Source organism: Myxacorys almedinensis A (assembly GCF_010091945.1).
Taxonomy (GTDB): Bacteria; Cyanobacteriota; Cyanobacteriia; order Leptolyngbyales; family Leptolyngbyaceae; genus Myxacorys; species Myxacorys almedinensis.
Window position 1 is genome coordinate 81,444 of the sequence record NZ_WVIE01000007.1, and the last position, 12,874, is coordinate 94,317.

Sequence of the window (12,874 nt, forward strand, 5' to 3'; positions counted from 1 at the left end):
AACAATTTTGACACCGGCACACCCTCCGTCCCGCTCTGCGTCTGCTTGCCAAGTGTTGGGCATTGATTTAGGCGGAACGGCAATTAAACTCGGATGCTTCACAACAGACGGAATTTGTTTAGGCTCTCTCACCGTTGTGACGCCGCAGCCCGCCACTCCAGAAGCGGTATTCAGGGTATTGGTCGATGCGATCGCTCAGGTCGATCCCGATCAACGCGCGATGGCGATCGGGGTGGGAATGCCCGGACCTGCCGATGCATCAGGGCGAATTGCCAGAGTTGCGATCAACCTCCCCGGCTGGATCGATGTTCCCCTCTCTGACTGGCTTGAAGCCAAAACCAGACTGCCCACAACGATCGCCAACGATGCCAACTGTGCCGCTCTCGGAGAAGCGTGGCTTGGCGCAGGGCAATTCTATCGCGACCTGATCGTGCTCACCCTGGGAACGGGCGTCGGCGGCGGCATCATTCTCAATGGCAATCTGTTTGTCGGGCACGATGGTGCTGCTGGCGAACTTGGCTTAATCACCGTGACTCCGGATGGTCATCCCTGCAACAGCGGCAATCGCGGCTCTTTAGAACAGCATGTTTCAGCCCAAGCCATCCGCCGCCGCACCGGGCAAGAACCGGAACAACTGAGCCGATTGGCAGCCGCAGGCGATCCCTCAGCGTTGGAATTTTGGAACACCTACGGACGAGATTTAGGCGTAGGGTTGACGAGCTTAGTCTATGTGCTAACGCCTGAAGCGATCGTCATTGGCGGCGGAGTCAGCGCCAGTGCAAAATTTTTCTTTCCGTCTGCTTGGGCAGAGATCGAACAGCGCGTGCATCCCAGTTCTCGTCGGGGGCTGAGGCTGATTCGGGCAACATTGGGAAATCAAGCAGGCATGGTCGGTGCAGCAAAGTTAGCGATCCGCGCCGCTCTAGCTAACCCGACGTAAACGCTTGAAACAACGCCTTCGGCTCTTCGGCAGTGGCTGACAATTCAGACCCACAGGTTTCGCTTTGCACCAATGCCGCTTGCAGTAAGCCTCTAAACAACGGGTGGGGGCTACTCGGTCGCGACTGAAACTCTGGGTGAAACTGCGTCGCAATAAAAAACGGATGGTTTGGCAGTTCGATAATTTCCACTAGCCGCCCATCGGGAGATGTTCCACTCACCACGTAGCCTGACTCGACGAACAAATTACGATAGGCATTGTTAAATTCATAGCGGTGGCGATGCCGCTCGTAGGTCACTTCTTCGCCATAAAGCCGAAAGGTTTGGGTGTTGGGAACGAGACGGCATGGGTAAAGCCCCAAGCGCATGGTGCCGCCCAAGTCCACCACATCTTGCTGTTCGGGCAATAGATTGATCACCGGATTGAGCGCATCTGGCACAAATTCGGAACTGTGTGCTTCTTCCAACTTGGCAATGTTTCGGGCCCATTCGATGACCGAGCATTGCATCCCCAAACACAAGCCTAAGAAGGGGATGTGGTTGAGCCGGGCATATTCGATCGCTGCAATCTTGCCATCCACCCCCCGAATGCCAAACCCGCCGGGAACCACGATGCCGTTAACACCGTGCAGCAGGGCTTCAGCCCCCTGTTCCTCAATATCTTCTGAGCTAATCCAGCGCAATTTTAAGGTGCTTCCCGTTGCGATCGCGCCATGTCTCAACGCTTCAACCACAGACAAATAGGCATCAGACAAGCGCACATACTTGCCGACCAGCGCAATTTCCATCTGCTGGGTCGATTGGTAGAGCCGATCTACCAGGGTTTGCCACTGGCTTAGATCGGGGTGCCGTTGCTCAAGGTGCAGCAGATCGATCGCTTGGATCGCCAATCCTTCCTTCTCCATAATCAACGGGACTTCGTAAATACTGCGGGCATCTTGTGCCGTGATGACGCATTGGGTTGGCACATCACAAAACTCAGACATTTTTTCTTTGAGTCCTTCTGGCAAGGCACGATCGCTGCGACACACGAGAATATCCGGCTGAATGCCAATCGATCGCAACTCCTTGACCGAGTGCTGCGTTGGCTTTGTTTTCATCTCCCCAGCAGACGGAATCCACGGCACCAGCGTGACATGCATATACAGCACATTCTGCCGCCCCACTTCTTTGCGAAACTGCCGAATCGCCTCCAAAAACGGCAGCGATTCAATGTCCCCCACTGTGCCGCCAATCTCAGTGATCACCACCTCTGGGTTCGTGTTTCTAGCGACTCTCAAAATCCGCTCTTTAATCTCATTTGTGATGTGGGGAATCACTTGCACCGTGCCACCGTTGTAGTCGCCCCGCCGTTCTTTATTGATCACAGCTTGGTAGATCGATCCCGTCGTCACACTGTTGAGCCGAGACATTGCCGTATCGGTAAATCGCTCATAGTGCCCCAAATCTAGATCGGTTTCTGCCCCGTCTTCGGTGACAAACACTTCCCCATGCTGAAACGGACTCATGGTTCCAGGGTCAACATTGATGTACGGATCAAGCTTCAAGATCGACACAGAATAATCTCGCGATTTTAGCAACCGCCCAAGACTCGATGCCACAATCCCTTTACCAATGCTAGAAACTACACCGCCTGTCACAAACACAAACTTAGTCATAAGACCCTGGACGCACGTTAGGGAAGAAGATATCCGGTCTATTCTGACATAGTTAGGCAGAAACCTGCGGATAAATTGTCTTTGCTTGATAACCTTAAGAAGCGCGCCTAGGGCTGCATTTGGTGTTAGAAAATACAATAGGTGAACGGCATTTGGCGACATGACTTCAGCATCTCAAATTATTCATCGGCTTTTAGTAGATGACGATCGGGGGCGGCGAGAATATACCCTAACGGCGTCGATGTACTTAATTGGTCGAGATCCTCGCTGTGATATTTGTCTATTTTCTCAATTTGTATCTCGTCGGCATGCCACCATCATTCAGCTTCCAACCGAAGATGGGCGCTATTTTTATCGGATTGTGGATGGCACATTAAAGGGGCGTCTGAGTGCCAATGGGCTGTTGATCGGTGGGCGTAAGCTCAAGTCTCATGAACTGCAAAATGCCGATGAGATTGTGTTTGGTTCTCACGTCAAGGCAACCTATTATCAACTTAATCAAGAGAGTGGTTTGGCTAACGATGGTAGCGCTATGGATACGGTGATTCCAGATAGTTTCTAGGGGGTAAGCTCTAGGGCAGCGGTAAGGTGACTGTGACGGTTGTTCCCTGCCCCAACTCGCTGTCAATCTGAATGTCTCCGCCGTGCAGTTTGACACACTGATGTACGATCGCTAAGCCTAAGCCTGTGCCAGAGATCGTATCGACATTTTTAGCTCGGTGAAACGACTCAAACAATCGCGGCATATCTTCGGCGGGGATGCCCATGCCGTGATCTTGCACCTGAAGGACGACGGACGAGCGACCTTCTGCATCTGCCACAAAGTGGATTGCCAACCGAATTTTAGCTTCATTTAATGAATATTTGACGGCGTTGCTGAGCAAATTGCTAAGAATCAGACCGAGTAGGTCTGGATCGAGTTCGACCTGAGTGCGGACAACTTCGCCAGCATTTGCCGCCCTAGGATCATAGTCCAACACGATCGATCGATGGCTGGGGCGATCGCTTGCCCGCACCTCTAACGGATCGAGTTGCAAGTCAGAGAGCAAGCTATGGCAAAACTTTTTCAGATCAAACGAAGCCGGGTGAAACTCTAGCGTTCCGGCACTGGCTTTGCCCAAGGTCAGCATGTCTGCCAAGATGGTGGTCATCGATCGTACGGCATCCCGGATTTTGAGAAAGTAGCGCGATCGCCGCTCTTCGGTACAGTCAACACCCATGCGTTCTAATAGCTCAGCCGAGGTCAGAACGATAGAAAGCGGCGTGCGAAACTCGTGGGATGTTGTGGTGATAAAGCGCGACTTGAGATCGCTGAGTTCTCGTTCTTTTTCTAAGGCTTGCAAGGTTTCAGCCTCTGCCCGCTTGCGCTCTAGGATTTCGGTTTGCAGGCGTTGGTTGATGAGTTCTAGTTCTTCTGTACGAGCTTGAACGCGGCGTTCGAGATCGGTGTTGAGAGATTGGAGCTTGGTTTGTGTATGATGCTGGTTGAGCGCAATCTCGATCGCGGTGTAGAGTTCTGTCGGCTCAAATGGTTTGAGCAGATAGCCGTAGGGAGACGTGTGTTTCAGTTTTCGCAGTGTGGTTTCGTCGGTATAGCCCGTTAGATAAATCACCGGAATATTCCAGCGCTTTTGAATTTCCTCGGCAACCTGAATCCCCGTTTGGCTTCCTTTGAGGCGAATATCCATGAGTACGAGGTCGGGCAGGGTCTCCGCGATCAGCGCGATCGCGGTTTTGCCAGAGTCTGCAACGCCTTCAACCTGAAAGTGAGCCAACTCTAAACGCAAACGCAGGTTGAGCGCAACCACACTTTCATCTTCAACAATGACAATTCTCTCTCCTACCATTGCAGAGCTTCCTGCTGAGTTGCGGTGAATCAAAGTTGACATTTTTGGCGGTGCAAAAAGAAACGAAGGCGATCGCTTGGGGGCAACAAATCGGTCGGAGTCAGGTGGTGACTTTTAGGGTAACTTCTACAAAATTGTTAATCCATGCTTGCGGGGCGTAGAGCAACAGAAATAAGCGTTGCTATTGGCTCTGCCAAGCCCTAAAGAAGCGCAGAATGGGAGATATCCAAGCTGCTGAGCGAGACGATAAGCGAGTTGCACCCTTGAGCTCTTGCTTCGATGTTTGCGGTTTGACCGTAATTAGTTTGACGAGGATTAGCTGGGATTGTCAAAGTCTACCCCATCATCTCTTGCAACTGAGGTTAAGGTGATCTTCCCTGGGAGTAGTGAATCTAATGTAGATCGTATCACCCTGGGTAGGAAAATGCCTCAATTTGGGCGCAAGTCGGGTCTGAATACTAGGACTCAATCCGGTTCTCAAGGCGCGTACCGTTTTTAGCCAATCGGTAGATTTCCAGGTTGAACCGCGTGCACATATTCGCTTCCAGAATCTGGAAACCCGCGTCGATAGAGGGCTTCTTCGGGTTTGCCCCAGCCGAGTTGCAAGATGAGTTCTAGGGTTTCAGCTTTTCCCTGTTGAGTTAGGCTTGCCCACTCAGCGCGCGCCAAGATGCGATCGAGGTCGGGTTTGCTAATCGAGCGATGAAGTTTGCCGCTATTGAGACCCAGATAGAGATCCATCGTTGGGGTGAGGTCGCGCCAAAATTTGACAATGGTGGTTTTGTGCGATCGCAGCACTCTCAAATCACTCGCCAAACTGACTAACTGATCATCAACCTTGGGATAGCGTAAGGATTTACCGTTGATCTGGATCTCTTCCCAGACTAAGCCAGAAATTTGATGCTCTTGCTGATAGCGATGAATCGTTTGCCGAAAATCGTTATAAGCGGTGAATCGCTGAATCCCGTCGGCATTGACAAAGCGATCGATCAGCGGATTTACACCAGACGGAATCGCTGCCAGATTCAACCGTTGCCCATTCATGCAGGCTTGCCGCTCTTGCGCCAGAATCCTGAGCAGATCTTGAGTGCTGTAGGTTCGGGACATCATGGAGGGAGGAGACAGGGGGACAAGAAACACGGATGCTCTTATTTGCATCTTAGCGGTAGATCGAGGAGGAGACTGTGTTTCTCACGCTCTTTTTAAGGATTTTTTTGTTCTACTCCCGATGAGCGCAGGTTTTCTGCTCTGTTCGTAGCTATAGACTTAACAAAGGTAAATCAAGAGTTTGAAGATTGACAGTATCCACATTTTGGTAGTGCTCAAGATGTAATGATGGAGAAGTAAAGTCTTTTCTGTTCTCCTGCCATGCCTGCCCCATTTGTGCATCCACCAAAACGGTTAAGAACGGTCACATCCACAACGGTAAACAACGATTCAAATGCTACGACTGCGGACGACAGTTCATCGAACAACCTAGCAAAAAAGTGATCGACCAAGCCACACGGGAACTGATTGACCGCTTGCTGTTAGAGCGGATCTCTTTAGCGGGTATTGCTCGTGCGACACGGGTTTCTGAACATTGGCTGCAACCCTACGTGAACGAGAAATATGCGAAGGTGCCCCGCCAAGTGCCGGTGACACCCAAAAAAAGGGGAGGCTAACGATGCAATGTGATGAACTGTGGTCATTCGTGGACAACAAGGGGAACAAGCAGTGGGTCTGGTTGGCGTTGGATGCTAACACACGTGAGATTGTCGGGGTTTACCTTGGTGCACGAGATGAAGCAGCGGCTCGCAAATTGTGGCAATCTTTGCCGCCGCTCTATCGGCAATGTGCAATTGCCTACACTGACTTTTGGGCAGCATAGGCGGCAGTTCTACCGGGCAAGCGTCATCGAGCGGTGGGCAAAGAGACGGGAAAAACCAGCTACATTGAGCGATTCAACAACACCTTGAGGCAACGAGTGTCTCGCTTAGTCCGAAAAACCTTGTCCTTTTCCAAATCCTGAGAGAATCACATCGGTGCCATTTGGTATTTCATCCATCACTACAACACAGCATTACTTGTGTAGCACTACCCTCCAAGAAGCCAGATAAATAATCATCTCCTTCAATGATGCTTCCCACTTCAAAGAAACCCCAGTTATAGCTTCCTGCGGAGGTTAAAACCCCGGAGTCTAGACCGCGTTCTAAAAATACTTTCTTTTCTTCGTCATAAGCAGAAATTATATTAAGACGACCAAAGTAGTATTTAGAGTCCCTGCTTGACATAGTTTCAGAGTTGTAAAGTAAAAGAGCAGGATCTTTTCTCTAAATAAACCTTAGCCCACCCCTGAAGATGCTGACTACACGGAGGAGAATTGTAACTTTTTAGAGAAATCTAGAACAACACACAACTCTGGATGTTTAGGGCTATCAAGTGAGGCTCTACTACCCACCTAGTATAGCTCCATACTGTATCGTCAGGCTGCTGACGTTTTGCACAGCTATTCACGAGGTTACAGAATGTCATCAATTATGACTGAACCACCCTCATAGAAATCTACACTGAGATGGTAGTCTGCAAGCAGTGCAGTTCCAATCAAAGGACGACGACCCATAGCCAGCACTGCAATGTTACGCTCTACCCCTCTCCACAAGATAGTTGCACGGTAGACATTAGCTATAACATCAGTGTTGTCAGCAAGATTCGCGCTGATTTCGCTTAAATAGGGTAAGTCAAGATGATCAATTACAGCAGGTGGTAAGGTTAAGGCTCCTTCAAAACCTGTGTCAACAATGCACTCAACCTCTAAGTCGGAACGTCCTGCAACACGAAGAACAAGGCTAATTCGGGCTTGAAGTCCAACTACTGTTCCTTGGATCACGCTTCAGTCCTAACCAATGTACCGCCAATTGCATAAACAGCGTTGAAGCCAATTCTTTCTGTCCAAATTGCTGCGCCAGGATGTTTGGCTTGTAATTGAGAACTCGTTACAACCAAATCATCCCCGATCGCATACTCGCGAGTTTCGACATCAATTGAAACCAGTTTGCCAATGTTATTTACGGTTTCGACTTGAGGACGGATATGATTCTCATAAATTTCTTTACCACGTCGGGCAATCTCTTCACTACTGAGGTTAGGGTGAAGCATAGAGTACTCTTTCGTATAGGCTACCAGTTCCCTCAATTTTATCGCACTGCGCTTCTGTTCCAGATGGTTGAGGAAGAGATGGATTAAAGATAGTGCGGTTTTTGGTACAGCTTGTTGCAGTCTGGAGATTGCCCATGCTCCGATCGCTGCACTCAACGTTTGATGCGACCCCTTGCGGGTAACTCGAAGAGATCGCTCTATCAGAAATAAGGGACTCTCGCCCCGAAGTAACGTTAACCAGCCAATGATTCTGCTGTAGATTGCACCTCTCGGCGTTTGGGACGCTTACGATCGCTGCGACGAGTCCCACCTGCCATCTGATATTCCTCACTGTTTTTGCCGTACTGGTAGGCAACCGCAATCAGCATTCGTTCTGTCCATTCAGCAATCACTTTTTCGGCATCGCTCATGGCGGTATAAGACTGATCCACAACCGATAGCGCAGTGTTGTAGGTTTCTAACTTCTGACGTGCTTCTTCGATCAATTGGCTATAGGCTTGTACCGTTAGCCCATTGCCAAGATCTAAGGTGGATCGGATGGACTTTAACGCAGCTAAACGAGTCTGAGCCTTTTCTAAGATTGTAGAGGCATACTTCTTTTTACGAGACATCACCCGACTCCTTATTGGTTCAAAATGTCTACTTCAAGGTAGCCAAGCGGTGTGGTTAGCCGTAACCGTAATCTCTATGAAACCAAGAGCAATTTTTATTAGAGATGAGATCGCTTCAGTAGATATTCTGAATTTGTTTTAAATCCTTGGGGCAATCTAATTTAGGTTGAGGATATTTAGAAAACCAGAACTCGAAATCAATAAATTAGAACTGAAAATCAATAACTGTTTATGGCAAATTAGACTTCGCTTAAACAAAACTTATCTATTAGTTCTCAACCCTAGATTTCTTTTACTGCTAATCCATAAATTAGAACTCAATATCAAGTTGAGGGATTGAAAATAAAGAATTAATGTTTAAAAAACTAGAACCCCGACTTTTTTAAGAAGCGAGGTTCTAGGCAATATAGAAATCTGTGAGCCGTTGATTAAAGATTTCTACTCGTTAACAAGCTCAGTATTCACTTCGTTCACGGGTCGCCGTTTGAGGATTACAGACTGCGATCGCGGCAACAGATCAAACACCTTTCGCAACACATCATCGATTTTTTCAAAAGGAATCGTTCCGGTTTCGTCTAAAACTATTTGACCCGACTGATCAAAGATCACCGTTTTCGGCACCAAGCCTTTGTAGTAATAGCCTTCTTCGGTTGGCTCAAATGTGTCTTTTGCTGGCAACGAGTCTACTCGAATCGCCAAAATATCGAGCGCCCGAACATAAAGACTCTGAACCTGAGAAACCGTCGTTGCAAACGCTTTGCTATCGCGGCTATCGTCGGTATAAAACACGAGCAGCGCTGGCTTTCCTTGCTTGAGTGACGTGGCTAACTTCACTTTAGGAGGAGCGAGGGAACCATTTCCAGCGTAGAGCGCGAAGATATCCCCATCAAAGTGATCGTCTTCTAGCCCTGCCCATGCGGAAGGCGGGAGGCAAAGAAGGGATGCGATCGCAATTAAACAACAAACAGCCACCGCAAAAACTCGCCGTTTCCAAGCGTTTAACCAAACAACATTCATAGGGGTCGGGATACCATTTTCAACATGCAGCACTTCCATCTCAGCACTTCCATCTATTGTGAAGCATCGGCTCCCAATCTTTTCTATTTTTCAGGCTTGGGGATGGTAAAAGAAATCGGTTTCGACAGTTGCGCCGCAGGTTGGATGGGCATCGCTTCGGATTCAACCAGTTCTGGAGACTGTTTAGATACGGGCGTTTCGGGCAATTGGTGAGAACGCTCATCTAGCAAGCTGAAGGGCAGCCCGGCGCGTTTGTTGAAATTGGATGCGATCGCCAGAAATGCCCCGCCTAACACAAAAATAGGTAACGGCAACGTCATCTGTTGCGCCCATTGAAAAAATTGCGACAACCCAAACAATACGATGAAACAAACCAATCCAAACTGAAACGTTGATCCCATAGCTCAAAAGCAGTCGATAGACAACTAGCGCAATTTTAGTACAAACATCCTGATGTGCCAGCTTACAATAAAACTATCGCTTCATTATGCATCTCATTTAATTTTAGTTATCAAACACTAACCTTTCTAAAATGTTGCGTTTACGCGCTCTCGCCTAGACCAGACAATAGAAGGACTGAAGAAAGATTGATTTTGTAGTATCGGTAACGGATGAGCGATCCATCGCATCCGTATCTTCATTTTCCCCCTATTCTCGTTCCCAGCATTCTAGGAGACCCAAGCTATGGTGAGTCAGGCGTTCGATCCTCGTTATGAAGATCAAACTCAATCGATTGCCCGTCAACTGCTGAGCGCCACCCGTGAGTCGCGATCTTTCTTTGCCCGGCTTAAAGATCAATTGCAATGGGATGACAAAATGCTGGGCTGGGCGATGAGTAATCCGGGCTTGCGAGTGCAGCTATTTCGCTTTATCGATTGCTTGCCTGCCCTTCACAGCAAAGCCGAAATTGCCCGTCACATGCAAGAATATTTGGGCGATGAAATCGTTGAACTGCCGTCTGCCCTGAAAGGACTGCTCAACTTCGCCAATGCCGATTCGATGCCAGGACAGGTTGCCGCGACTACTGTTTCTACCGCCGTTGAGACCTTAGCGCACAAATACATTGCGGGAGACGACCTGAAGCAAATTCTTAAAACCGTTGAGCGGTTGCGAAAAGAGAAAATGGCGTTCACGGTGGATTTGTTGGGGGAAGCGGTGATCACGGAAGCCGAAGCGCAATCTTACCTCGATCGCTATTTAGAGTTGATGACGAAATTAACCGAAGCGTCTCGGTCTTGGTCAACTGTGCCTGAGATTGATACGGCTGACGGGGAACCCCTTCCAAAGGTGCAAGTCTCGGTCAAACTCACCGCTTTTTATTCGCAGTTTGATCCATTAGATGCCCAAGGAAGCGAAGCGCGAGTGCTCGATCGCAGTCGAATTTTATTGCGCCGAGCGAAAGAACTGGGTGCGGCGGTTCACTTTGATATGGAGCAGTACGAATACAAAGATCTGACGCTCTCGATTTTGAAGCAGCTTTTACTGGAAGACGAGTTTTGCGATCGCGCCGATATTGGCATCACGATTCAAGGGTATTTACGCGACAGTCAGCAAGATTTGCAAGATTTGATCGGCTGGGCAAAGCAGCGCGGCACTCCGATCACCGTTCGGCTGGTAAAAGGCGCGTACTGGGATCAAGAAACCATTAAAGCGGTACAGAAAGATTGGGAGCAACCTGTTTTCAATGACAAAGCGGCGACCGATGCAAACTACGAGAGGCTAACCGAGATGTTGCTCGAAAATCATCAGCATCTATATGCTGCGATCGGGAGTCACAACGTTCGTTCTCAGGCACACGCGATCGCCATCGTCAACGCCCTCAACATTCCCAACCGTCGCGTTGAGTTTCAAGTTCTCTACGGCATGGGCGACAAGCTCGCCAAAGCAATGGTCGATCAAGGCTACCGAGTCCGCGTCTATTGTCCTTACGGCGAACTCATTCCCGGCATGTCCTACCTGATTCGTCGCCTCCTCGAAAACACGGCCAACAGTTCTTTCCTCCGCCAAACCTTAGAAGATCGCCCCATCGAAGATCTGATCGCCCCACCCTGCCCCCCATCCGTTACATCCGCTACCCCATCCGCTGCCACCGAGTTTCACAATGCGCCCGACACCGATTATGCCGAAGCAGAGGCCCGCGATCGCATCGCTTCTGCCATTCAATCCGTTCGCCAAACCCTGGGTCAAACCTACCTTCCCCTGATTGATGGCGAATATGTCGAAACCGCAGAGAACCTGAAATCTCTTAATCCGTCCCGCTCTAGTGAAGTGATCGGCGTGGTTGGCATGATTAGCGTTGAGCAAGCAGAGAGTGCGATCGCATCTGCCAAAACTGCGTTTTCAAGTTGGAAGAAAACCTCAGGGCGCGATCGCGTCGCTATTCTCCGCAACGCTGCCACTCTGACTGCCCAACGCCGCGACGAACTGATCGCCTGGATGGTGCTAGAAACCGGAAAACCTGTCAAAGAAGCCGACGCCGAAGTGTCGGAAGCGATCGACTTTTGCACCTACTACGCGGACGAAATGGAACGGCTCGATACGGGCGTCAGCTACGACTTTCCCGGAGAAACAAACCACTATCACTATCAGCCCCGTGGCATTGTGATCGTCATTTCTCCCTGGAACTTCTCCCTAGCCATTCCGATGGGCATGACGGTCGCCGCCCTCGTCACCGGAAACTGCGCCCTACTTAAGCCTGCTGAAACCTCGTCAATCATCGCTGCCAAAATTGCAGAAATCTTAGTGGAAGCGGGGGTTCCCCGTGGCGTTTTTCAATTCGTGCCAGGAAATGGTTCGCTCGTGGGAGCGCACATGGTGCAGCACAAAGACACACACATGATCGTCTTTACCGGATCTCAAGCGGTGGGCTGCCAGATTTATGCCAATGCCGCTATTCTGCAACCGGGACAAAAACATCTGAAGCGGGTTGTCGCTGAAATGGGTGGCAAAAACGCCATTGTGATTGATGAAAGTGCCGATCTCGATCAAGCGGTTCAAGGCGTTGTTCAGTCGGCATTTAGCTATAGCGGACAGAAATGTTCTGCCTGTTCGCGCGCGATCGTGCTTGAATCGATCTACGATACCTTTTTAGCCAGACTGGTAGAAGCAACGCGATCGCTCAACGTTGGAGCCGCCGAAGATCCCAGTACTCGCGTCGGTCCTGTAATCGATGACGAAGCCCAACAGCGCATCAAGTCCTACATCGAAAAAGGACGCACCGAAGCCGAAGTTGCCCTCGAAATGCCTGCTCCAGATGGCGGCTACTTTGTCGCACCGGTGATCTTTGCCAACGTTGCCCCTGACGCCAAAATTGCTCAAGAAGAGATTTTTGGACCTGTCCTCGCCGTGATGAAAGCTAAAACCTTCCAAGAAGCGTTAGACCTGGCAAACGGCACACCTTACGCCCTCACCGGAGGACTCTATTCGCGCACCCCCTCCCACATTGAGCAAGCTCAAACTGAATTCGAGGTTGGCAATTTATACATCAATCGAGGCATCACAGGTGCGATCGTCTCTCGTCAGCCCTTTGGCGGCTTCAAACTCTCTGGCGTCGGCTCGAAAGCAGGCGGCCCCGATTATCTACTGCAATTCCTCGAACCGCGAGTCGTCACCGAGAACGTCCAACGCCAAGGATTTGCCCCGATCGAAGGAGCCGACTAGATGT

12 protein-coding genes and 1 pseudogene are annotated in these 12,874 nt (G+C 49.8%); 4 read left to right on the forward strand and 9 right to left on the reverse strand.

Going from position 1 to position 12,874, the window contains the following annotated elements; translation table 11 throughout:
• The first annotated feature begins 7 nt into the window (after nucleotides 1–7).
• Entirely contained in the window at nucleotides 8–940 is a 933-nt protein-coding gene (locus GS601_RS07740) for an ROK family protein (protein ID WP_162422694.1), read from the forward strand.
• Here the strand turns inward: GS601_RS07740 and GS601_RS07745 are convergent.
• Nucleotides 927–2,597 carry a CTP synthase gene (locus tag GS601_RS07745; protein WP_162422695.1) on the reverse strand — a complete coding sequence of 557 codons (1,671 nt, stop codon included), beginning with the start codon at nucleotides 2,595–2,597 and terminating at the stop codon, nucleotides 927–929. The genes GS601_RS07740 and GS601_RS07745 overlap by 14 nt on opposite strands.
• Before the next feature lie 160 nt (nucleotides 2,598–2,757).
• On the opposite strand from GS601_RS07745, the gene GS601_RS07750 reads away from it, so the two are divergent.
• Nucleotides 2,758–3,159 carry an FHA domain-containing protein gene (locus GS601_RS07750; protein WP_162422696.1) on the forward strand — a complete coding sequence of 134 codons (402 nt, stop codon included), beginning with the start codon at nucleotides 2,758–2,760 and terminating at the stop codon, nucleotides 3,157–3,159.
• 10 nt (nucleotides 3,160–3,169) lie between these two features.
• On the opposite strand, the gene GS601_RS07755 is transcribed toward GS601_RS07750, so the two are convergent.
• Together GS601_RS07755 and GS601_RS07760 are read right to left on the reverse strand one after the other, a co-directional pair.
• The gene (locus tag GS601_RS07755; RefSeq protein WP_162422697.1) at nucleotides 3,170–4,486 is read right to left on the reverse strand and encodes a hybrid sensor histidine kinase/response regulator; all 1,317 of its coding nucleotides are present in this window, start codon (nucleotides 4,484–4,486) and stop codon (nucleotides 3,170–3,172) included.
• Nucleotides 4,487–4,939: 453 nt separating this feature from the next.
• Nucleotides 4,940–5,554 (reverse strand): hypothetical protein, encoded by a 615-nt coding sequence (locus GS601_RS07760; RefSeq protein ID WP_238393144.1) that lies wholly within the window; start codon nucleotides 5,552–5,554, stop codon nucleotides 4,940–4,942.
• Nucleotides 5,555–5,799: 245 nt separating this feature from the next.
• Here GS601_RS07760 and GS601_RS07765 point away from each other — a divergent pair.
• Nucleotides 5,800–6,518 (forward strand): annotated as a pseudogene (locus tag GS601_RS07765) (IS1 family transposase).
• On the opposite strand, the gene GS601_RS23110 reads toward GS601_RS07765, so the two are convergent.
• The 6 genes from GS601_RS23110 to GS601_RS07790 all read right to left on the reverse strand — a co-directional run bounded on the left by GS601_RS23110 (nucleotide 6,484) and on the right by GS601_RS07790 (nucleotide 9,611).
• Nucleotides 6,484–6,717: a hypothetical protein gene (locus GS601_RS23110; RefSeq protein WP_238393145.1), complete on the reverse strand. Its 234-nt coding sequence runs from the start codon at nucleotides 6,715–6,717 to the stop codon at nucleotides 6,484–6,486. The pseudogene GS601_RS07765 and the gene GS601_RS23110 overlap by 35 nt on opposite strands.
• Nucleotides 6,718–6,944: 227 nt before the next feature.
• On the reverse strand, nucleotides 6,945–7,313 hold the full coding sequence (locus GS601_RS07770) for a clan AA aspartic protease (RefSeq protein ID WP_162422698.1): 369 nt from the start codon (nucleotides 7,311–7,313) through the stop codon (nucleotides 6,945–6,947).
• Complete coding sequence (locus GS601_RS23115) at nucleotides 7,310–7,738, reverse strand: hypothetical protein (protein ID WP_238393146.1); 429 nt, start codon at nucleotides 7,736–7,738, stop codon at nucleotides 7,310–7,312. The genes GS601_RS07770 and GS601_RS23115 overlap by 4 nt, the downstream gene beginning before the upstream one ends.
• A gap of 77 nt (nucleotides 7,739–7,815) precedes the next feature.
• The gene (locus GS601_RS07780; RefSeq protein WP_162422699.1) at nucleotides 7,816–8,193 is read right to left on the reverse strand and encodes a hypothetical protein; all 378 of its coding nucleotides are present in this window, start codon (nucleotides 8,191–8,193) and stop codon (nucleotides 7,816–7,818) included.
• Nucleotides 8,194–8,631: 438 nt separating this feature from the next.
• Complete coding sequence (locus tag GS601_RS07785; RefSeq protein ID WP_202924946.1) at nucleotides 8,632–9,210, reverse strand: thylakoid membrane photosystem I accumulation factor; 579 nt, start codon at nucleotides 9,208–9,210, stop codon at nucleotides 8,632–8,634.
• Between the two features lie 83 nt (nucleotides 9,211–9,293).
• A complete protein-coding gene (locus tag GS601_RS07790) occupies nucleotides 9,294–9,611 on the reverse strand; it encodes a hypothetical protein (protein WP_162422701.1) in 318 nt (105 codons plus the stop codon).
• Between the two features lie 283 nt (nucleotides 9,612–9,894).
• Here GS601_RS07790 and pruA point away from each other — a divergent pair, with 283 nt between their 5' ends.
• Nucleotides 9,895–12,870, forward strand: coding sequence for an L-glutamate gamma-semialdehyde dehydrogenase (gene pruA, locus GS601_RS07795; RefSeq protein WP_162422702.1), 2,976 nt, complete (start codon nucleotides 9,895–9,897; stop codon nucleotides 12,868–12,870).
• Nucleotides 12,871–12,874: the final 4 nt, after the last annotated feature.

Coding starts and splice junctions, on each gene's coding strand:
- GS601_RS07745 (WP_162422695.1), bottom strand. CDS start 2,597: ATGACTAAGTTTGTGTTTGTGACAGGCGGTGTAGTTTCTAGCATTGGT.
- GS601_RS07750 (WP_162422696.1), top strand. CDS start 2,758: ATGACTTCAGCATCTCAAATTATTCATCGGCTTTTAGTAGATGACGAT.
- GS601_RS07755 (WP_162422697.1), bottom strand. CDS start 4,486: ATGTCAACTTTGATTCACCGCAACTCAGCAGGAAGCTCTGCAATGGTA.
- GS601_RS07760 (WP_238393144.1), bottom strand. CDS start 5,554: ATGATGTCCCGAACCTACAGCACTCAAGATCTGCTCAGGATTCTGGCG.
- GS601_RS23110 (WP_238393145.1), bottom strand. CDS start 6,717: ATGTCAAGCAGGGACTCTAAATACTACTTTGGTCGTCTTAATATAATT.
- GS601_RS07780 (WP_162422699.1), bottom strand. CDS start 8,193: ATGTCTCGTAAAAAGAAGTATGCCTCTACAATCTTAGAAAAGGCTCAG.
- GS601_RS07785 (WP_202924946.1), bottom strand. CDS start 9,210: ATGAATGTTGTTTGGTTAAACGCTTGGAAACGGCGAGTTTTTGCGGTG.
- GS601_RS07790 (WP_162422701.1), bottom strand. CDS start 9,611: ATGGGATCAACGTTTCAGTTTGGATTGGTTTGTTTCATCGTATTGTTT.
- pruA (WP_162422702.1), top strand. CDS start 9,895: ATGGTGAGTCAGGCGTTCGATCCTCGTTATGAAGATCAAACTCAATCG.